Below are 19,499 nucleotides of genomic sequence, written 5' to 3' on the forward strand. Positions count from 1 at the left end.
GTCCGCGCTGACCGGGTCGGTCCAGGGCAGGCTGGCGGGGATGCGCCTGCTGGCGATCGCTCGGATCGCGGCTGGAACCTGATCGGATCGTCGTGTGAGGTTCACGGTGGTGGTTAAGGATGCGCCACTATCGGAAGACCACGGTACTGGCGCCGTCGAGCAAAATCCTGTTCTCGGTGTGCCAGCGCACCGCGCGTGCCAGCGCCAGGCATTCAGTGTCGCGGCCCAGCATGGTCACTTCCGAAGCGCTCATGGAGTGATCCACCCGGGCGACCTCTTGTTCGATGATTGGACCTTCGTCGAGGTCGGCGGTGACGTAATGTGCTGTGGCGCCGACAAGTTTGACGCCGCGGGCGTGTGCCTGGTGGTAGGGGCGGGCTCCTTTGAAGCTGGGCAGCATGGAGTGGTGGATGTTGATGGCCCTGCCTTCGAGTTGTTTGCACAAATCATTGGACAGGATTTGCATGTAACGGGCCAGTACCACCAAATCGACGTGGAGCTCGTCGACGAGCTCCAGTAGCCGGGTCTCGGCCTCGGTGCGGGTATCGGCCGACACCGGGACGTGATAGAAGGGGATGTCATAGTTGTCGGCCATCCATCCCAGATCGGGATGGTTGGAGACCACGGCGACGACGTCGATGTTGAGGGCTCCGTTGTCGGTGCGGAACAGCAGATCGTTGAGGCAGTGGCCGTATTTGCTGGCCATGATCAGGACGCGTTGCTTGTCGGAGGTGTAGAGCATTCTCCAATGCATGGCGAATCGTTGCGCTAGGTCGATGAAATCGGCTCGCAGCGCGTCTATTTCGAGTGCGGCGTCGTGGGCGGCCTCGAATTGGATGCGGATGAAGAACTTTTCGGCGTCGCGGTCGATGAACTGCTGGCATTCCACGATCGTGCAATCGTGCAGGAGCAAGAACTCGGTCAAAGCGAAGACGATTCCTGGCTGGTCGGGGCACGAGAGGGTGAGCACGTAGCCGGTGGGCTTGTGGATGGTGTCCAGGGCTGCTGCACGGGGGGCGTTCATGCGTTTATCTCTCAGTGGGTTTCACGATTGTCGGGACTGCGGTTGAGGCGGGCCGCCACGGTGGTGTTGCGGATGACCCACAGATCGGTGAGCGGGCCGATGCCGCCGGGCACTGGTGTTAATGCTCGCGCGCGGGAGCGTACTTGGGCGAAGTCGACATCGCCGACGATGCGGACGCCGCCGGTGTCGTGGACGGCATTGATACCGACGTCGAGTACGACGGTGCCTTCGCGGATGTGCTCGGCGCGGATCAGTTCTGGTGAGCCGGCGGCGACGATCAAGACGTCGGCGTGGCGGGTATGCCAGCCGAGTTGGCCGCCGCGGTTGACCCATTCGTCGACCGATTCGGCGGCGGCCTGGCGCTGCAGCGCCAGCAGCAGGGCGGGCTTGCCGACGTTGGCCGAGCGCCCGACCACGACGATCAGCGCGTTGTGGTAGAAGTCTCGGCTGTCGATGCCCGATTGCTCGATCCACTCGTCAAGGGCGTGAAACGCTGATGCGGCGGTCGGTGAGACGAATCGTGGTGTTCCCAGTGCCAATAAGCCGACGTTTTCGGGGTGCACGCCATCGACGTCCTTGAGCGGCGCCAGAGCTCCGAACACTTGGGCTTCGTCGAGATGCTCCGGCAGCGGGCGCAGAATCAGGATTGCGCTGATGGCTGGGTCGTTGTTGAGCGTGGTGATCGCTTCGATCACCTCGGTGGGTCCGGCGTCGCCGGCGAGACCGATGTGAGTATGGGCGACATTCAGCTCGGCTGCGGTGGCTGCGATGCGTCGTTCGTAGAGTGCGGCGCGATTGTCGTCGCCCACACTGAGGGTGGCCAGACGACAGTCGATACCGTCGGAGGCGAGCGCTGACACTTCCTGTGCGACGGTGACTTTGAGGGTGTCGGCGAGTTTGCGTCCGTCGATTATTTGCGCGGTCATCGTGGCACCGATTCCTTTCAGGACGGGCGATGTTGGGGGCGTGGCGGCCGGGCGAAGTGGAACCCCGTCCTGCCGGCACCGAAGGGGTTCGGTGGGCTCCGGCAGGACGGGAGCCTGTTACACCGTGGGTGTGGTGTGGATGGTGGCGCGGATGGTCCGTTGTGCGTGTCGCTCGACGGTCGGCTTGGCCGATCCGCCGCCTTCCTCGCCGATGACGAGTTTGACTTCAGCGCCCTCGACCGCTTGCTTTTCGTCGACCATCGCCATCGAGCCCCAGCTGCCGATGTTGACGGTGTAGCCGGCGTTGGCTGACACACCGATCAGTTGGTCGCCCAGGAGAACCTTGTCATAGGGGCCGCTGGTGTAGTTGGAGACGGGGATGTCGAGGTATTTGGGGCGTTCCCCGCTGCCGAACAGGCTGTCGACGATGAGCGCGCACGTGTCATCGTTGTTCCACCGCAGCCACACTTTGCGCCGATGTGGTTGGTCGGCGAGCTTTTCCAGCGCGGTGCGTCCGACGAAATCGTGGTCGAACTTCAGTGTGTGACCGTACCCGAGATCCCATGGGGTGCAGTAGTAGTCCTCGATGTTGTCGGAGTAGAAGCTGCCGCCGATGGATGCGTTGGCTTCAAAGCCGTTGGCGGGCAGCCACTGCCGGAACGGCTTCATGGCCTCGCCGGTGTAAATCGCCGGCACTGGCGAGGGTATCCATCCACCTTCAATGGCCGTCGTCGGGTAGGCACGCCCACCGCCGAGCTTAAGGCCGAACTCTTGGCCCGCCTCGAGCAAGGCTTGACGAACGGTGTCTGCTTGATCGAAGGGTCCCATCAGCTCTAGGCCGGTGAACTCCTCGCCGGGCACGCCGGCCATGGTGTGGTTGAGAGCCCGGATGGGGACGCCGGCGATCTCGAATTCGGCCATATTGAAGAACTTGATGCGGGGCAGTTTGCCGCCGACAGCCTTCTCGATGATCCGGCCGGTCGCGGGTCCATTCAGGTTGTAGCGAAACAGCAGCCGCTTGCCCTTGTTGTCGATCGAGCGCTCGTCGCGGGTGACCTTCACATCGTAGTCGCCGGTCTCGGCCATGAAGGCCACCCAGTTGGGCGCTACCGGCCGGCCCACAAGGCTGTATTCATCGTCTTCGAACCCGAACAGAATCGCGTCGCCGATGACGTAACCGTCGTAGTTGCAGGCGACGAACTGCTTGGCCTTGTTGCGGCCGAACGTGGTGAAGCTGTTGATGCCCAGATCCGAGAACAGCCGCTTGACGTCGGGACCCTGGAAGTAGATGTCGGTCATGTGGAACGACTGATCGAACAACACCGACGTCTGCTTCCAGGCGCGCTGTTCGTCACGCCAGTTGCTGTACTCGCTGCGCATCGGATAGTCGTAGGCCCCCTGCGGCGTATTACGCAGCATGTCGGCAATGTTGCCGTGGCGCTGAATCTTATCTTCGAGGCTCTCGGCGGTCATTGGGTGTTCCCTTTCTATGGATCTAGCGCGTCGACGACACTTTTGCCGGTCAGGATTATGTGGTCACTTAGCGATGGCGGCAGACATTCGGCTTTGCCATTCGACAGTGGCGTCAACTTGATTGAACGAGAACATGTGCAATCCCTCGACGCCGAGCTGTTCGAAATCGCTTTCGGCGACAATTTCGGTGATCAGTGTTTCCGGCGTATAGGACCGGCCCAGGAGCAAGTTGCCGACGAAGCCGTGTTGCTTGGTCAGGAATTTGACGGAGGAGCCCACTCCGATTTTCAGCGACAGCTCGATGAGTTTGCGGGTCTGCAGCGGCGCGGCGATGCCGATGCGCACGGGCAGGGTGATACCGGCCTCTCGCATGGTGCGCAGCCAGCCGGTGAAGGCGTCGGCGTCGAAGCACAACTGGCTGACCATGTAGTCGGCGTAGGGCTGCTTGCGCTGCAGCGCGTCCAGCAGCGCCGCGTCGGGGATGTTCGGATGCCCTTCGGGATAGCAGCCCACGCCGATGCGCTGCAGGTTGTGATCCAGTCCCTGGATCGCCTCCAGAATGTCGAAGGCCTCGCTGTACTTGCCCACCGGCTCTTCGCCGTCACCGCCGATGACATAGAGATCATCGACACCCGCCGAACTCAGTGTCGCCAGGAATCGTTTCAGCTGGGCTTCGTCTTCGACCATCCGCGCCGCCAGGTGGGGAACGACCCGATGCCCGGATTCGCGGGCCCGAACCACATGGTCGAGGGTGCGGTCCAGGCCGAACTTGGGTGAACAGGTGATCGTGACGGTCGTGGAGGTGGGAATGGCCGCGGTTTTCTCCTCAGCGCCACGCAGCGGTATCACTTCAATGTTGGCGGTGGCGACCAGATGGCCGATTGTGGTGTCTGAGCCGTCAATTGTCGTCATTGAAGCACCTCTCTTAACTGCTGTATGGGCATGGCGAATAAACATTCGGGCAGCCAGTGACCGAATTCGTCGTCATTACGCGCGAACTCATGGAATGGACCAGGGTGCACCCGCTGGGTATTAGCCAGCTGCTGCTAACGCTGCGGAGTGATCAGCTCCCGTACTGCGGTACAACTGCGTTAAAGATCACATTGGATTACGCTTGACCGATTGTCCAATACCAGATTTGAACCCCTGCTATACCCAACTGATCGCTGGCATCGGCCAAGGGCGCGTCCCCCGACTGCTACGTTGGCGGTGATGCCGCCTATCCGAGGCGGGTGTCGAGGTAGTCGACGAACAGACGCAGGGTGGGCGCGGAGTTGTCGCGCAGATGCGCGCAATACAGGGGCGCAGGCGGCGCGTCCTGCAGCGGGATGAAGTCAACGTCGTCGGGTTTCGTCCTGGTTGCCGAGTCGGGCACGACGGCGATGGCGATGCCGAGTGCGACGTAGGCCAGGCAGGACACCACGTCCTCGGCCTCGATGGTCACCCGGGGGGTGAATCCCGCACGGAGGCACAAGTCGATTACCTCGTCGGCAAATTCGGGCCGCATCGTGGGATAGACCACCAAGGGTTGGTGGCGCAGATCGGCAATGGTGGCGGGGCTGCGCCAGTCCAGTGCCCGGCTTCGGTGCATCGCCACGTACAGCGGTTCAGACATCACGGGTCGGCACACGATACCGGGTTCGTCCGGGTAATGACGGCCGAAGCCGACGTGGAGAACTTTGTCACGCAGGTAGTCGATCTGGTTGTGTTTGGCGATCAACTCGAAACTCACTGTCACAAGGCGATGTTGGTCGAGAAAGCCGCGTATCAGCTCGGGGATGCCGGTGAGTATCGCAGGGTCGTAGTAGCCCACCGAGAGATGGCCGATCTCACCGTTGCTGGCAAGGCGGGTGCGCTCGACGGCGCATGTCGACAACGCGACGATGCGATACGCGCGCTCAAGAAACACCGCGCCGGCTTCGGTGAGTTCCATCCCGCCAGGTGTCCGGCGGAACAGTTCCACGCCGAGATCGCGCTCGAGGCGTTGGATTCGGCGCGTCAGCGGGGGCTGTGACATGTGTAGCCGGATCGCGGCGCGGTTGAGGTTGAGTTCTTCAGCTACCGCGATGAAGCACTCCAGCTGGCGTGGATCAAGCACCACGGGTCCGATCGCTACCGGTTTGGCGTTACTGCAGGGTCGCAGCGATTGTAGGAAGACCTGGCGCGGCGGGATGGGAAATCGCTGAGATGACTGCGGCCGACCTCACGGCCTGCGTGCGGCAACCGGGGCAGACCCTGCGCCGGTTTGCTGTTGGGCCGTGGCGGGAGGCTGGCGGCCAATGGTGCCGATACTTCGCCGGTGGGCGGTGAGGGGCGGCGGCCGCCGTGTGCGTCGGTGCCGCGTCGTGGCAGTCCAGCAAACTCACACCGCCCGGTTGGGCGCGGCTGCTGGGGACTATGTTGGCGTCGATAGCGCACAGCGTCGACATGTCCCTCTCTGCCAGGTAGGCCGTGCATAATGCCGCCAACAGCGGCCGGCTCGGTGTTGCCGGGGACCGACCCGCGGCCGGAGTCACACCGTGCACCGGCGCCCGGTCGCGACCCGCGCCGAGGGTCGGGCCGCAATCGGATCAGCACTGCTGGGGCTAGCAATGAATCGCTGCCTTACCTGTGGGGCGCCCCACCGAGGCATGTGCGGCGGTCGCGACCGGAGCGGATGTCATGTCGAATAGCGTAACGCCGATGTCGCCGTACCGAAGGCACTTGCTTGCGCACGCAACACCGATGGCGTGTTCATGATCAGTTCAGCCGGGATTGTCAGGATCCACGGGGATGGTGCCATCAGGCCCCCGGGCCGGCGTTGCGGGCAGTGAGATCTGATGCCCACGGTGGGTGGCGTTCCTACGGTCACGTTGCATTCGGGGCGTTGGCGTGAGGTCTGAGGTCGGTGGGGCCGACGCGCGCACCCGAGGTGCCGCCGAAATTCTGTGTACTTAGCGTGAGTAGAGCGTCACGCTGAGCATCGGTCAGCCCCAGTAACGCTGATTCTTCTACACCACGGACAGCGGCGTCGGCACGTTCGAGAATCCGTCTGCCGTATCTAGTCAGCGATGCCGGTCGTGCCCGACCGGAGTCCACGGTGTCGGGCCGGTCTATGAGCCCATCGGCTTGCATCCGCAACAACACACCGCTCATGGCCTGTGGTGTGACACCCATGGCGCGGGCCAAATCGGCGTTCGACTGACCTGGTGCGGTATGCAGTATCTGCAAGCAGACATATTGGGAAAACGACACATTCACCGGAACGAGCGCCGCAGAGATCTGCGTACGCAGTGTCGTCAACAACCGGTGAAGCCGATAGACCAGTGGCCCGCTGTCGGGGTGCGACACATCGGGTCCTACGCCAGCGGCGTGGTGCTGACGTTGGCGCGGATCTCGGCTTGAATGTGTCGTTCCACGCCAGGTTTGGCGGTGCCGCCGTCAGGCTCGCCCCAGATCACGGTCACCTCGACGCCGTCGCGGGCGTAGTGCGCGTCCATCACCGCGATCGAGGCGAAGCTTCCGATGTTGACGGTGTAGGAGCAGTAAGTCGAGCGGCCCGCCGGCTGCCGCGCCGCCAACACGATGTCGTTTTGGCTGACTGCGTAATCGGTGAAGGGCTGACTCATGTACTTGGTGCGGCCCTGGCCCGGTTTCTTGAACAGGCTGTCGGCGAGCACTCGGGCGCAGTCTTGCGGATTCCACCACAGCCACACTTTCTTTGCGTGCGCGGTATCGGCGAGGTTGATCAACGCGTCACGGCCGATGAAGTCGTGGTCGAAATGGATCAACCGGCCGTAGCCAATATCCCACGGCGTCACGTAATAATCCTCGATGCGCGGCAACACCTGACTTCCAGCGAGGGCGTAGTTAGCCTCCAGCGTCATGGGATCAAGGTGCTCGCGGTAGTCCTTCATCGCATCACCGGTATAGATGGCCGGCACGGGAAAGGGGATCCATCCCGTTTCCAGCGCGGTGGTCGGATAGGCCAGTCCCCCGGCTTGTTTCAGGCCAAACTCTGCACCGGCCTCAACAAGGGCCGACCACACCAGCGCGCCCTCATCCAATGGGCCGATCATCTCCAGACCGGTATGTTCCAGTCCCGGCTGACCAATCATGGTGTGATTCAACGCGCGGATGGGCACGCCGTCGATCGTGAATTCGCCCATCGCGAAGAACTTGATGGTGGGCAAGGTCGAATCGCACGCCTTCTCAACGATCTGCAGCGCACTGGGGCCTTGGATCTGGAACCGAAAAATCTTGCGCGGGTTAGGGTTGATCACCGATGCACGGTCGAAGGTCACCTCGACGTCGTAGCCGCCGGTTTGGGCACGATAGGCCACCCAATTGCCGGCCACCCCGGTGCCCACCAGTGAGTACTGGTCATCCTCGAGCCCGAACAGGATGCCATCCCCTATGACGTAGCCGTCCTCGCTGACCCCGACAAACTGCTTGGCCCTGTTGCGGCCGAACGTCGTAAAGTCGTTGACCGCCGCCTCGGAGAACAACCGCTTGACATCGGGGCCCTTGAAGTAGACATCGGTCATGTGCGTCGACTGATCAAACAGCACCGCCGTTGTGGCCCACGCCTCCTGTTCGTCACGCCAGTTGGAATACTCAGGCTGGTAGGGAAATGCGAAGGTGCCCATGGGGGCATTGCGCAGCATGCCCACGACGTCGCCGCCGGCCTCGTGGATCATCTGCTCAAGGTTGGCGGCGGTCATGAAAACGTTCCTCTCGGGTTTCGACGATGTCGTTGCGTCTGCGACAACAGGAAAGGGTTGTGTGCAGTTGATCGGCTCGAAAACGTATGGGACAGCAGTGTGTTCCGCTGTGCGCGGGGCCGTCGGCGGTTGCTCATCCGGCGCCCTTCCGGCCGAGGACGGCAGCGAGGGCCGTTTGCAGTGCCGCAGCAGGATCAGCGGGCATGGTCATTGCTCGCCATGCGACATGTTTGTCGGGCCGGATCAGCAGCGCCCCGCTTTCGTCGACCTCACGCACCTTCGCCCAGTCGTAATACAGATCGGTGACCGCGCGTCCGGGGCCGATCACCACAGTGTCAACGGCGATCCCCAACTGTGCGGATACATGCTCAGCCGCGCTCACCCAATCCTGCCCGGCAATCCCGGTGATGAGCGTGAACCGGGAATACGGTGCGATATCCATCGTGGCCAGCTTCACCGTGTTGTTGCCCACCCAGGCATGTGGCAGGTGTGATCCAGGGACGGTGGACTGCTGGTAATACAGCTGCGGGTCACGGAGCGGGTCAGGCAGCTTCGAACCGTCGGCAACGACAGCATCGGAGTCGTAGAACTGACCCATGTCATGGCCGTGAGTGTTGAACTCGTAATTCTTGAAATCCAGCGCTTCCACCAACGCCGCTCGGCGGCGCTGGCCTTCTGTGCTGTTCTCCTTTCGCAGGTCGATTTGGTGCGCCATATCGTTCACGTCGGTGGCGTCGGCCAGACCAAGGGCAGCATAGAACTTGCCCCAGTCGCGCGGAGATTGGTTGGCGCGCTTGACGATTTGGCGCGCGATCGGGGCACGCTCCACGCTGTATGTTTCCAACAGCGACGGGCCGGCATGGCCGTGCAGAACCGCTGCGATCTTCCACACCAGATTGTAGGAGTCCTGCACAGATGTGTTGGCGCCCAGTGCGTTGCCCGGGGGGTGGCGGTGGATCGCGTCTCCGACGCAGAACACGCGGCCAGACTGCAGGTGGGTGGCCCACATCTCGTTGATGCCCCACAGCGACACGCCGAGGATGTCGATGTCGATGTTGGGCTCGCCGATGAGGTTTCGGGCGATCCGCGCCGCGGCGTCGTCATCGATGACTGGCGGGTCGTCGGTGTTGTCGTATCCCCAGTTGATCAACCATTCGTTCCAGGGTCTGACCATCCTGATGATGCCGGCGCCCACACCGCCGACGTTGGAGCCGGGCTGAATGACGAAGTACAGCGCTGCCGGTCGGTGCGCGCAGAGATGCGATAGGTCAGCTTTGAACATGATGCTCATCGAGCCGTGGACGTCCATCATGCCCTCGAACGGCAGGCTGATATCGTCGGCAACCTTTGAGCGGGCACCGTCGGCGCCGATGGCGTACTTGGCCCGAATGGTGAATCGATGTCCGGTGAGCCGATCGAGAACGTCCACGCTGACACCGTCGTCATCCTGTGTGAGCGAAAGGTATTCGGTGGAGAATCGGGTCTGTGTGCCACGGATAGTGGCGTTGCGCACCAGAATTGGTTCCAAGTACGTCTGCGGCAGGTCCAGGCTCAGACACGGCGAAGCGCGCCGGTAGTCCGCCTCTCGATCGGGGTGCGTACCCCAGGTGTGGATGCGGCCAATCTCTTCCCCGGCCAGCGACGTGCACACTACTGAGTCGCCGACCAGCTCGTGGCCCGCGGCATCGTGATGAATCTGCTCCTCGAGTCCCAGGTCGCGAAAGACCTCCAGGGCACGCTGATTGATCAGGTGCGCCCGAGGCGAGTTGGCTGTCCACCGGTACTTCGTGATCATGATGTTGGCAATGCCCAGAGTCGAGAGCATCACCGCGGCCGAGGCCCCGGCCGGGCCAGACCCGATGATCAACACATCGGTTTGCACCACCGCGGAGTGAGGAATCTCGGTTTCCGCAATATCGTCGTGGCGTGACGATTCCACCGTCTGCCTTTCTTCGCCGAGCGGCTGTCGGCGCCGTTGGGACAGAGTGTGAATGCTTGGCCGTCACGAGCGGTCTGCGATGGCTCCGTTATGGCGTGATTCGGCAGCAATGGCTGAATCCACGAACATGTCGCGCCGATGCACACTCACCGTTGAGCTGGCGAGTGCCCGCTGCTGGGTCGCGCGGCGGCGCACATCGGAGGCCCGTTCGCCGAACCGCTGGCTAAACGACCGCGAGAAGTGGGTGATAGAGGTGAACCCGCAGCGTTTGGCGATCTCGGCGATCGTCATGGACGCCGCTTCGGGCCGGCGCAACATCGCCGTGGCTGTAGTGAGCCGACGATCGAGGACATGCTGCGGCACGGACGTCCCCACCGAGGCGAAAACCCGGGACAGGTGTCGGGGACTGATACCGACCGCGGAGGCCACCTTCTGCGCCGACAGCGACGGATCATTGAGGTGGTCCTCGACGTATCGTCGCGCGGCAGCCAGGTGTCGTGGGGCGTCCACCCCGTCGTCGTCACCCAGGAGTCTTTCGACCAGCCGCACCAGGGTGTCTTCGTCGGGCAAACGGGGTCCGTCGGTGTGTGTCGCCGCATCGATAAGGTCCACTAGGCGGTTGGCGAGCGGGTTCTGGTGACCGCCGAATTCGGCGAACCGGGGGGCCTGGATCCGCATCAGTCCCGTCTGGTCGAACAGCGCGTGTCGGTGGATCTTGAGGGATAGCTCCTGGAAGTGGCGGGAGAATCCCCGCATGAATGGCCGATCACAGTCGCAGACCACGAACTGTCCGCGCCGCAGGATGCGGACTCCGTCGCTGGAATAGTAGAAGGCCTCACCGGCGAGCACAAAGAACAGCACGACGGCGTCTTCGGGTTGGCGAGTGATCAATTCGGGACGCCGTTCGATCACGTGTGCGGTATTGGCATGGACGCGCGAGAACAGGGTGCGAGCCAGTTCGACGTTGACCGTCGCGCCGTCGAACCGTGCGTCGGTGAGCGCTCGACAGTGCAGTCCCATGAGCGTCTCTGAGTTATGTGCCTGCCACAGTTTCATCTGCTGCTCTGGCGGCACACCGGCGGTGGTGAACGACCGTGTTACTCCTTGTACTGTGACCGCTGGCATAGTCCGCAGTGTAAGTCCGACAGACACGCTAGGGTATGTGTTTGCTTGCGCACGCAATAGTTGCGCTGGCTCTGCCGCCGGCGGCTGACTGCGGCACGACACAGCGGCGTTCGGCAAAAAGCCATGGACCGAACCGGCTGACTGACGAGGAAGTGGACCAACCGACCATGTCTGAGCAACGCTCCCCCTTTCCCCCGTTTGATCGGGCCAGCGCGCGCAACAAGGTCCAGGCAGCAGAGGATGCGTGGAACACCTGCGATCCCCACCGTGTCAGCCTCGCCTATACCGCGGATTCCGTATGGCGCAACCGCGACCAGTTCCTCACCGGGCGTGCGGCGATCGTGGACTTTCTGACCAAAAAATGGGAGCGTGAACTCGACTATGTGCTGCGCAAGAGCCTGTGGGGGTTCGACGACAACCGCATCGCCGTGCGCTTCCAGTACGAATGGCACGACGTCGCGGGTCAGTGGTACCGCAGTTACGGCAACGAACTGTGGGAGTTCGACGACAACGGCCTGATGCGCCGCCGAGAAGCCAGCATCAACGATGTCACGATCACCGAATCGGAGCGGCGCTACTTCGGACCCCGCCCGCAAAGCGAACGTGGAGCAGGACGCGACATCTCGTTGCAGTGACATCCAACGTCAGAAAGTCCGTGAGTGCTCGATACAAGCGGGTTCGGACTAGGGCGGCGCGACGCACGCGAGGATAGCGACCCCGGGGGGGAATTACGCCGCGGCTCCGCGCTTGAGGGCGGGATGCCCCCTAATGGGCGTCGTCGTGGGTGCACTCGTGGGAGTGCGCCCCGGCGGCTGAGCCGTCGGTCGGTGGGAAGAAGACGACGAAAGGCTCGACGTTGTCGTCCAGTCGCAGGCTTTGATACATGATGAAGGTGTGGTTTACGGCGAAGGTTTCCACGCCCCCTAGCCGCCCCCGCCACTTCTCGATCACCGGTTGGGCGGCTTCGGCGCTGGCTGCGTCGTACATGGTCTTGAAGTACACGTAGATGTTCTCCTGACCAACCAGCTGGCGTGAGTACTCCCGTTTGACTTCCGTAAGTTCCAACGCGTGTTGAGCGGCGTCGCGGATGTCGTGCATGTATTCGCGCTGGGTGAGCACATCCTCGCGTGTACCCAGCCGGTTCAGGTGGCCGGTGATCATCGTCTCGAAATCGAATTCCAGCGTGTGATCGTGATGTGCCATGAACCCCGGAATATGTTTGGACATCGCGATATTGGCGAACGGAACCCATCCCGGATAGATGACGTCGACCAGCATCAGCACCTTGTGCTGAGGCAGGTGGATGAAGCTGTTTCCGGGTGCGTGGTTGTTCCCCTTGTAGACCAGCTCGAGCACCTGACCACCGACCTCGAGCCGGTGCGCATCCTTGAACGTGACATCAGGCGGCCGACGGGCGGGATCACCCACCTCGTGGAGCAGCGCATAGGTTTCCTGCTGTCCGATCCGGATGGCGTCGTCAGGGAACTGGTTCGTCGTGCCGATGTGGTCACCGTGATAGTGCGAATAGACGACATGGGTGATGGGCTTGTCGGTGACGTCGCGAATGGCCCGGGTGACCAGTGGTCCCAGTGTTGGCGGCGCATCGATGGCGATGACCTCGTTGTCACAGACCACGAACGCGCTCTGATAGCCGCCGTCGGTTATCCAGTAGACCCCGCCCTTGACCTCCTCGACGAGGTAGCCACACGACGGGACCTTGGGTCCGATGGCCGCCGCCGGTACCGCCGGTACTTCGATCGCGGCGCTGGGCTGATGTTGTGCCATATCGGCTCCTGACCTAGTTCGACATTGAAAACGGACGATACGCAGATCGCAGAAACCAGACGATAGCCGTAACTTGCTCGCGCAAGCAAGCGAATGCGCGGGACGTCCAAATAGCGCACGTCACCGACGGCACGAGTTTCGCCGCCGACTGATAAGCCGCACTGATGCTGTTCCCGTCACGGCGGAGTCGATGCAGCCGGCCCTCACCCGGGGCCGGTTACGGTACTTGTTTGCTCACGCAAGCGCGAAGTACGGTTTCCCGATGACCGAACCGCTTGGTGCGCCGGCGAAGGAACCGCGCCGGCCATGTGTTGACGGTGAGCGCTGGATGGCAGGAGATGATAGGCAATGAGACGCAACGTCGTCGTCGTCGGAGCCGGGATCGTGGGCTTGGCGGTGGCCCACGAGCTGCAGAGCCGCGGCCATCAGGTGGTCGTAGTAGACAAGGAGCGCCGGGTTGCCCAACATCAGACCGGCCGCAATTCTGGAGTAATTCACTCCGGCCTCTACTACGCACCGGGCAGCCATAAAGCGGCGATGGCTACAGCGGGCGCACAGTCGATGCGTGACTTCGCCCGACAACACGATGTTGCGGTAGACATTTGCGGCAAGTTGGTGGTGGCGACCAACGATGGTCAAGTAGCAGCGCTGAGGCGCCTGCTGCAGCGGGGCCAGGACAATGGCGTGCCGGTGCGAGAGATCGGCCCGGCCGAGGCGCGAGACTATGAACCGAATGTCTCGTGTGTGGCCGCATTGCGGGTGGAGAGCACCGGAATCGTGGACTTTCGCGGTGTGAGCCAACGGCTGGCCGACATGGTCACCGAGCAGGGCGGGGAAGTCAGATTAGGGGAGCAGGTGACCGCGATCGGCTCGGATGATCGCAACATCACCGTCAGGACGACCCACGACAGGTTCCGCGCCGACTATCTGGTCAATTGCGCCGGGCTTCATGCTGATCGGCTGGCCCGCTTGGCGGGGATGCGGCCCGCAGTGCGGATCGTGCCGTTTCGCGGTGAGTACTTCGAACTCACCGCAGCGCAACGCCACCTCGTGAAAGGCCTGATTTATCCGGTACCCGATCCAGGGCTGCCGTTCCTCGGTGTGCATTTGACCAAGATGATCGGCGGCGGTGTCCATGCCGGACCCAACGCCGTGCTGGCGCTGGCGCGCGAAGGCTACACCTGGACACGCATCCAACCGCGTGATGTTCTCGACTACCTACGCTGGCCCGGTTTGTGGAGGCTGTGCGCACGATACTGGCGAACAGGTATCGACGAAGTCGCCCGATCGCTATCCCGTCGCAGGTTTGTGGCCAGTCTGCAGGAGTTGGTGCCCGCGATCGACGGCGACGCGATTGAGCCGTCCCGCGCCGGAGTGCGCGCTCAGGCGCTCTACCGTGACGGTCGCTTGGTCGAGGACTTCCACTTCGAACACGGGCCTCGTCAGACCCACGTTCTCAATGCCCCCTCCCCCGCTGCCACCGCATCCTTGGAGATCGCCCGCTCGGTCGCCGACGTGGTAGATGCGCGCTCGTAGCCACTATCGACATTGTTTGAGCGGTCCGGGGAAAGGGCTGTCATCGATCGTGTCGGACGTTGTCCGGCATTTGGATGCTGTTCCGACGCTGTGGCCGACGGCGGCCCCGGTTTGTGACCGTGTTGTTTTCTGCCGGATTTCTGCCGCGTCGCGGTGCGTCAATCCCGACTGCGCTGTGGCCTCACAGGGCAGGGCTGTGCGGATCGTTTGAAGTCCACCGGTCGAGCGCGGTTTGCAGGATGGCGGTGAAACCCGTGGCTTTGGCCGCGGCGACGAGCGCCTCGGCCACAATAGAATTCGGTTCACGATCCAGGACGATCAGGCCGACTGTGGGACCCGGGCCGTTCTGCTGCATGGGTCGAGCTGCCATTCCTGGGGGAACACCGAACGCGTGCAGCCAGGTATGGCAAGCTACTGTGGCCAATCCGGTGTCGGTGAGATGGGCAAAAAGCGCGCCGACGTTGTCGGACTCGACGATGGGAAGAAAGCGCGCTCCGTCGGCAGCCATGTTCGCGTCGATGATTCGGCGGTTGCGCATGGTGGGTACCAGTGCGCATAGTGCCATCTTGGCAGCGTCTGACCACCTGATCTCGCCCAGCTGCATCAGTGGGTGAGCCGCTGGCGCCAGAAGGACGTAGCGTTCACGATAGAGTTCGACCCGTCGGCACCCGGGAGGGGTTTCGTCGTCGAGGTAGGTCAATCCGGCGTCGATCTCGAAATCAGCTAGCCGCCGGGCGATTTCACGTGATGACGTTGCGTCGATACGGACCGTGGCGGCCGGGTTGTCGCGTAGAAATCGGGCGCTTAACAACGGGGTGGCGGGCACGGAGGTGGGGATAGCGCCTACCCGTGCTGTTGCGCTCAGGCCGCCGCGCATGCGTTCCACGTCGGCGAGGAGTTCGTCGCGTTCGGCGAGAATGCGGTGGGCCCAGGTGATGACGCGGCTGCCTTCATCGGTGAATCCCTCGAACCGGCGACCGCGTAGCACGATTACAACACCCAGTTCGCGTTCGAGTCGCCGGATCGCTACCGACAGGGTTGGCTGACTGACATTACATGCGGTCGCGGCGCGCCCGAAATGCCGTTCACGGGCTAGCGCAGTCAAGTACTCCAGCTGCTGCATGAGAATTTCGCTGTGCACGACCAGGCCTGCCCAATCCCAGGATCGATAGTTTCGAACTATCAGAGCATGGGGAATACCAAACAGCAACCGCTTGTGGGTCGATGCTGGGCAGCGTTACGGTCATCACGTCGATCGTCGGCACGCGCCACTGAGGATCACGTCAAGAGCTTCATCGTAATGCACGCCTGAACCGCACCGAGTCCGGAATGCGTGGCTGCTCAAAGTGTTAGGGAAAGACACCATTGCCGATCTGCACCGTGCGAGGTCTCGACCAGATGGTCGCGGCACTGCGATCGGGCGTCTGGCGCGTAGGCGCAAGCAGTGCCGCGACACCCGAGTCTGATGGAGACGCACCATCCTGGCGCATTGTCCTCAGTGTGCTCGGGTGGACCTGGTGGTGTGACCTGCCGGCACTTCCGGTGTCCTACCGTCGGCGTGGTCTGGTTCGGCGACATGATGGCGACGGTGCGTCGTAAACAACAGAGCACGAAGGGAATTCAGAGGACCCATGGCCAAGATTGTCTGTGTACTGTATCCCGATCCGGTCGATGGCTACCCCACCAGCTACGCCCGTGAGGGATTGCCCGGTTTGGAGCGTTACCCCGATGGGCAAACTCTGCCCACGCCTTCGGCAGTTGACTTCACACCCGGTGAGTTGCTGGGTAGCGTGTCCGGCGAACTTGGTTTACGTAGGTATCTGGAAGACCTCGGTCACGAGTTAGTCGTCACCTCCGACAAGGACGGCGAGAACTCGGTGTTCGATCAGCACCTGCCTGACGCCGAAATCGTGATCTCCCAACCCTTCTGGCCGGCCTATCTCACTGCCGAGCGGATTGCCCGGGCTCCCAAACTGAAGCTTGCGATCACCGCCGGTATCGGCTCGGACCACGTTGATCTCGATGCCGCGATCAAGGCCGGGATTACTGTGGCCGAGGTGACCTTCAGCAACAGCATCAGCGTCGCCGAACATGTGGTGATGATGATTCTGTCGCAGGTGCGCAATTACCTGCCGTCCCACCAATGGGTGCTCGACGGCGGGTGGAACATCGCCGACTGCGTGCAGCGTTCCTACGATCTGGAAGGCATGCAGGTCGGTACGATCGCCGCGGGCAGAATCGGTCTGGCAGTGATGCGCCGGCTAGCGCCATTTGATGTCGGACTGCATTACTACGACAAGCGCCGGCTGCCGGCTGACGTGGAGGCCGAACTGAATCTGACTTACCACGCCTCGGTGCAGGAGATGGTCCCTCACCTCGACGTCGCGACGATCAACGCACCATTACATCCTGAAACACGCGGTCTGTTCAACGACGAACTGATCTCATCGATGAAGCGTGGGGCCTATCTGATCAACACTGCTCGTGCACTCATCGTGGACCGTGACGCCGTAGTCCGGGCGCTCGAAAGCGGCCAGCTCGCTGGATATGCCGGCGACGTCTGGTATCCGCAACCGGCTCCTGCTGACCATCCGTGGCGCAGCATGCCCAACCAGGGGATGACACCACACATCTCTGGGTCGACACTGTCAGCCCAGACCCGGTACGCCGATGGTACGCGGGAGATCTTGGAGAGCTACTTCGCCGGCAATCGGATTCGCGACGAGTATCTCATCGTCGCGGGCGGAGTACTGGCCGGCACAGGTGCGCGTTCCTACACGGCGGGCGCCTGACATCCTGCCACTCCCCCTCGGCACGTCGAGTCAGTGCGGCGCGACCCTGCCCGCAGTTGAGAGATGTCCGCACGGGTGGCGACGGTGAGGTTCCTTCTCGGCTGAACGCCCAGGCGCTGCCCGACCTCGTCGAGAACGGCTTGTCGGCCACAGTTGATGTTCCGTCTACAGCGGGCGCCGAGCGCATCGGGAGACGACGCGGTACCTGAAAACCTGTCGTTGACGATGCTGTCCCGCACTCTATTTCCGACGCGGATCGTCAATGCTGGTCATGTACCAGCAGTGGGGACTACCGACATCCACTGTGCGCCATCCCGGCTTGAACGTCAGCTGAACCCGATCGCGATCGTCGGATCCCTGGTCAGCGCGAAGGTACAAGGGCTCTCACATCTTCACCAACAGCACACTGCGGCCAATCCACGACTCGAGAGTCCAGTGGTCGGTCATCCCACTAATACAGGTCCAACACAAGGCAATTCGCTTAACGATGTGAAAGGCAGACCCCATTTCGTCTGCGCGGCAGCGACTTGGCTATCTTGGCGACGTTCGGTCGGCCGGCCTTGCGAGCTCGGCGGAACGGGACGCCGTTCTTGTGCACGCCGTTGGCGATCGTTGGTGTCGACCAGGACACGGACTCAACGCGTTTGGTTTCGCAGTTGCGCCGACGGCGTGACCCCGAATGCCTGGCGGTAGCGCTTGGCGAATCTGCCGACATGGGTGAATCCCCATTTTGTGGCGACATCGGTGACGGTGATTCCGTCTCGCGGATCGCCTCGGCGCAGTTCTTCACGTGCACGCTCCAACCGCGTCCTCGTGAGATAGGCGGTCGGTGTGGTGCCCAGTTCCCGCCGGAATGCTGATTCGATGGCGCGGATCGAGACGCCCAGTCTGGAGGCGAATTCGCTCACGGTGAATTGCGCCTCGCGTTCGCTGTCGACGAGATCGATCACCGCCCGCACGGTACGGCTCGCAGTCACCTGACGGGGATCGAACATCTCCGAGTGGTGATTGTGGCTGATCGTTAAGAGCATGGTCGACAAGGCGTGGTCGCTGAGCCGACGGATGATCGGTCGCGGGATTCGCTGATCGGGCCGGTAGCTGTTGAATACATGTGTCAGTGTGGCGGCGATCCCGATTAGGGCTTTTCGTTGTGAGCCCGCGAGGCATGCAGAGTCGAGCTGCAATGGCGAGTCCCCCGCGTGCGGTGACAAGTCCTTCAGCGCTGCTTGTAGGGCCGTTGTGTCAGCGCGTAACGCCAGCACACGACTACCCTTGCCCCAACGCAGATGGAGGCGGTCGCGTGGGCAAATCGCGGCGATGCTGTCTTGCGGGGTCATCACAAATTCAGTGTTTTTCAGACGGACGAGGAATCTCCCGCAGATCGGGATCAGCACCGCAACGTACGGATCGTCTTGGATTGGTCGGTCCACAGCGACCTCTTCGCCGTAACTCATCACACACATCGACACAGGACCGGCCTCCGCGATGCTGCCGACCGCAGCGAAACGGCGCGGCTCGCCGCGCACGGTGAGCCGGTGCGCTGACAGGAAATTGGTGGCCGCCACCTGCGCCGCTATAGGGTCAGCGGTGCGGTAGCGCTCGTATCCGCGCGGCAATGTCACCTCGCGGTCATCATCGATCGCGCTCGCCATGTCGGATTCTGCGGCGTTCAGGCCGTGATTGCCGCGACCCCTGTGTTGAAGTGCGACATCGCTCGACGGAAGGCCACGGCCAGGGCGGCGGTTTTGTGTTGTCGACATAGCACGGCGCCCTTCCGGTGATCAACAGCGAGGTTGATGTCCGAGTGGTGTGAACTGTGACACAGCGATCGTTAACCGGCCCGAAACCGCCGGCCAGGTGCTCTACGGGCATCCGCGCCACGCGGAGTGGAACCGTAGCCGTCAGGATCAGAACACCGAGGTCACCTCAAGCAGCAGGGCGCGCCACGACATCGTCGCCGCTCTACGCTGGCGAGAGACGATAACGTTCGCAATAACCTTCCTCGTGATGGATCTTGTTTCTGTGCGCGGCGGCGAGCGCGGTCGACGACGCCCAGCACGGACCCAACCGGTGGGTGGTTGCGGCGAGGTTCATGCGGGGCGGAGCACTGGTCGTTGACCTCGTCGCGCCGGGTCAACCCGGTTGGCCGGCCAGCCCGGCTAGGCACACGCCTCGATCCGAGTGAGCCAACACCTC

At 62.5% G+C, this 19,499-nt stretch carries 15 protein-coding genes; 3 read left to right on the forward strand and 12 right to left on the reverse strand.

Features of this window, described 5'->3' with window-relative positions:
- Positions 1–127: 127 nt before the first annotated feature.
- From purU to MCHLDSM_RS01265, 9 genes are all read right to left on the reverse strand, one after another.
- The gene (purU, locus tag MCHLDSM_RS01230) at positions 128–1,024 is read right to left on the reverse strand and encodes a formyltetrahydrofolate deformylase (RefSeq protein WP_048468499.1); all 897 of its coding nucleotides are present in this window, start codon (positions 1,022–1,024) and stop codon (positions 128–130) included.
- Positions 1,025–1,035: 11 nt separating this feature from the next.
- Positions 1,036–1,950 carry a bifunctional 5,10-methylenetetrahydrofolate dehydrogenase/5,10-methenyltetrahydrofolate cyclohydrolase gene (locus MCHLDSM_RS01235; RefSeq protein WP_048468500.1) on the reverse strand — a complete coding sequence of 305 codons (915 nt, stop codon included), beginning with the start codon at positions 1,948–1,950 and terminating at the stop codon, positions 1,036–1,038.
- A gap of 117 nt (positions 1,951–2,067) precedes the next feature.
- The gene (locus tag MCHLDSM_RS01240) at positions 2,068–3,423 is read right to left on the reverse strand and encodes a glycine cleavage system protein T (RefSeq protein WP_048468501.1); all 1,356 of its coding nucleotides are present in this window, start codon (positions 3,421–3,423) and stop codon (positions 2,068–2,070) included.
- 63 nt (positions 3,424–3,486) lie between these two features.
- Positions 3,487–4,335 carry a methylenetetrahydrofolate reductase gene (locus MCHLDSM_RS01245; protein ID WP_048468502.1) on the reverse strand — a complete coding sequence of 283 codons (849 nt, stop codon included), beginning with the start codon at positions 4,333–4,335 and terminating at the stop codon, positions 3,487–3,489.
- Positions 4,336–4,642: 307 nt separating this feature from the next.
- Positions 4,643–5,524, reverse strand: coding sequence for a LysR family transcriptional regulator (locus tag MCHLDSM_RS01250; protein WP_060937659.1), 882 nt, complete (start codon positions 5,522–5,524; stop codon positions 4,643–4,645).
- A 746-nt stretch (positions 5,525–6,270) separates the two neighbouring features.
- Entirely contained in the window at positions 6,271–6,753 is a 483-nt protein-coding gene (locus tag MCHLDSM_RS35495) for a MarR family winged helix-turn-helix transcriptional regulator (RefSeq protein WP_082168629.1), read from the reverse strand.
- 8 nt (positions 6,754–6,761) lie between these two features.
- Positions 6,762–8,126 (reverse strand): aminomethyltransferase family protein, encoded by a 1,365-nt coding sequence (locus tag MCHLDSM_RS01255; RefSeq protein ID WP_048468503.1) that lies wholly within the window; start codon positions 8,124–8,126, stop codon positions 6,762–6,764.
- Between the two features lie 133 nt (positions 8,127–8,259).
- On the reverse strand, positions 8,260–10,065 hold the full coding sequence (locus MCHLDSM_RS01260; RefSeq protein ID WP_048468504.1) for an FAD-dependent oxidoreductase: 1,806 nt from the start codon (positions 10,063–10,065) through the stop codon (positions 8,260–8,262).
- A gap of 63 nt (positions 10,066–10,128) precedes the next feature.
- Positions 10,129–11,190, reverse strand: coding sequence for a helix-turn-helix domain-containing protein (locus tag MCHLDSM_RS01265; protein WP_082168630.1), 1,062 nt, complete (start codon positions 11,188–11,190; stop codon positions 10,129–10,131).
- A gap of 167 nt (positions 11,191–11,357) precedes the next feature.
- Between MCHLDSM_RS01265 and MCHLDSM_RS01270 the strand changes: the two genes are divergently transcribed.
- A complete protein-coding gene (locus tag MCHLDSM_RS01270; protein ID WP_048468534.1) occupies positions 11,358–11,825 on the forward strand; it encodes a nuclear transport factor 2 family protein in 468 nt (155 codons plus the stop codon).
- Positions 11,826–11,955: 130 nt separating this feature from the next.
- Here MCHLDSM_RS01270 and MCHLDSM_RS01275 read toward each other — a convergent pair whose 3' ends face one another.
- On the reverse strand, positions 11,956–12,975 hold the full coding sequence (locus MCHLDSM_RS01275; RefSeq protein ID WP_053082803.1) for an MBL fold metallo-hydrolase: 1,020 nt from the start codon (positions 12,973–12,975) through the stop codon (positions 11,956–11,958).
- A gap of 348 nt (positions 12,976–13,323) precedes the next feature.
- On the opposite strand from MCHLDSM_RS01275, the gene lhgO reads away from it, so the two are divergent.
- A complete protein-coding gene (gene lhgO, locus MCHLDSM_RS01280; protein WP_048468505.1) occupies positions 13,324–14,511 on the forward strand; it encodes an L-2-hydroxyglutarate dehydrogenase in 1,188 nt (395 codons plus the stop codon).
- A gap of 181 nt (positions 14,512–14,692) precedes the next feature.
- On the opposite strand, the gene MCHLDSM_RS01285 is transcribed toward lhgO, so the two are convergent.
- Positions 14,693–15,634 carry a LysR family transcriptional regulator gene (locus MCHLDSM_RS01285; RefSeq protein ID WP_407661925.1) on the reverse strand — a complete coding sequence of 314 codons (942 nt, stop codon included), beginning with the start codon at positions 15,632–15,634 and terminating at the stop codon, positions 14,693–14,695.
- A 508-nt stretch (positions 15,635–16,142) separates the two neighbouring features.
- Between MCHLDSM_RS01285 and MCHLDSM_RS01290 the strand changes: the two genes are divergently transcribed.
- A complete protein-coding gene (locus MCHLDSM_RS01290) occupies positions 16,143–17,303 on the forward strand; it encodes an NAD-dependent formate dehydrogenase (protein WP_048468506.1) in 1,161 nt (386 codons plus the stop codon).
- A gap of 635 nt (positions 17,304–17,938) precedes the next feature.
- On the opposite strand, the gene MCHLDSM_RS34820 is transcribed toward MCHLDSM_RS01290, so the two are convergent.
- Positions 17,939–18,955 carry an AraC family transcriptional regulator gene (locus tag MCHLDSM_RS34820; RefSeq protein WP_053082804.1) on the reverse strand — a complete coding sequence of 339 codons (1,017 nt, stop codon included), beginning with the start codon at positions 18,953–18,955 and terminating at the stop codon, positions 17,939–17,941.
- Between the last annotated feature and the right edge of the window lie 544 nt (positions 18,956–19,499).

The organism is Mycolicibacterium chlorophenolicum (genome assembly GCF_001044235.1).
GTDB lineage: Bacteria > Actinomycetota > Actinomycetes > Mycobacteriales > Mycobacteriaceae > Mycobacterium > Mycobacterium chlorophenolicum.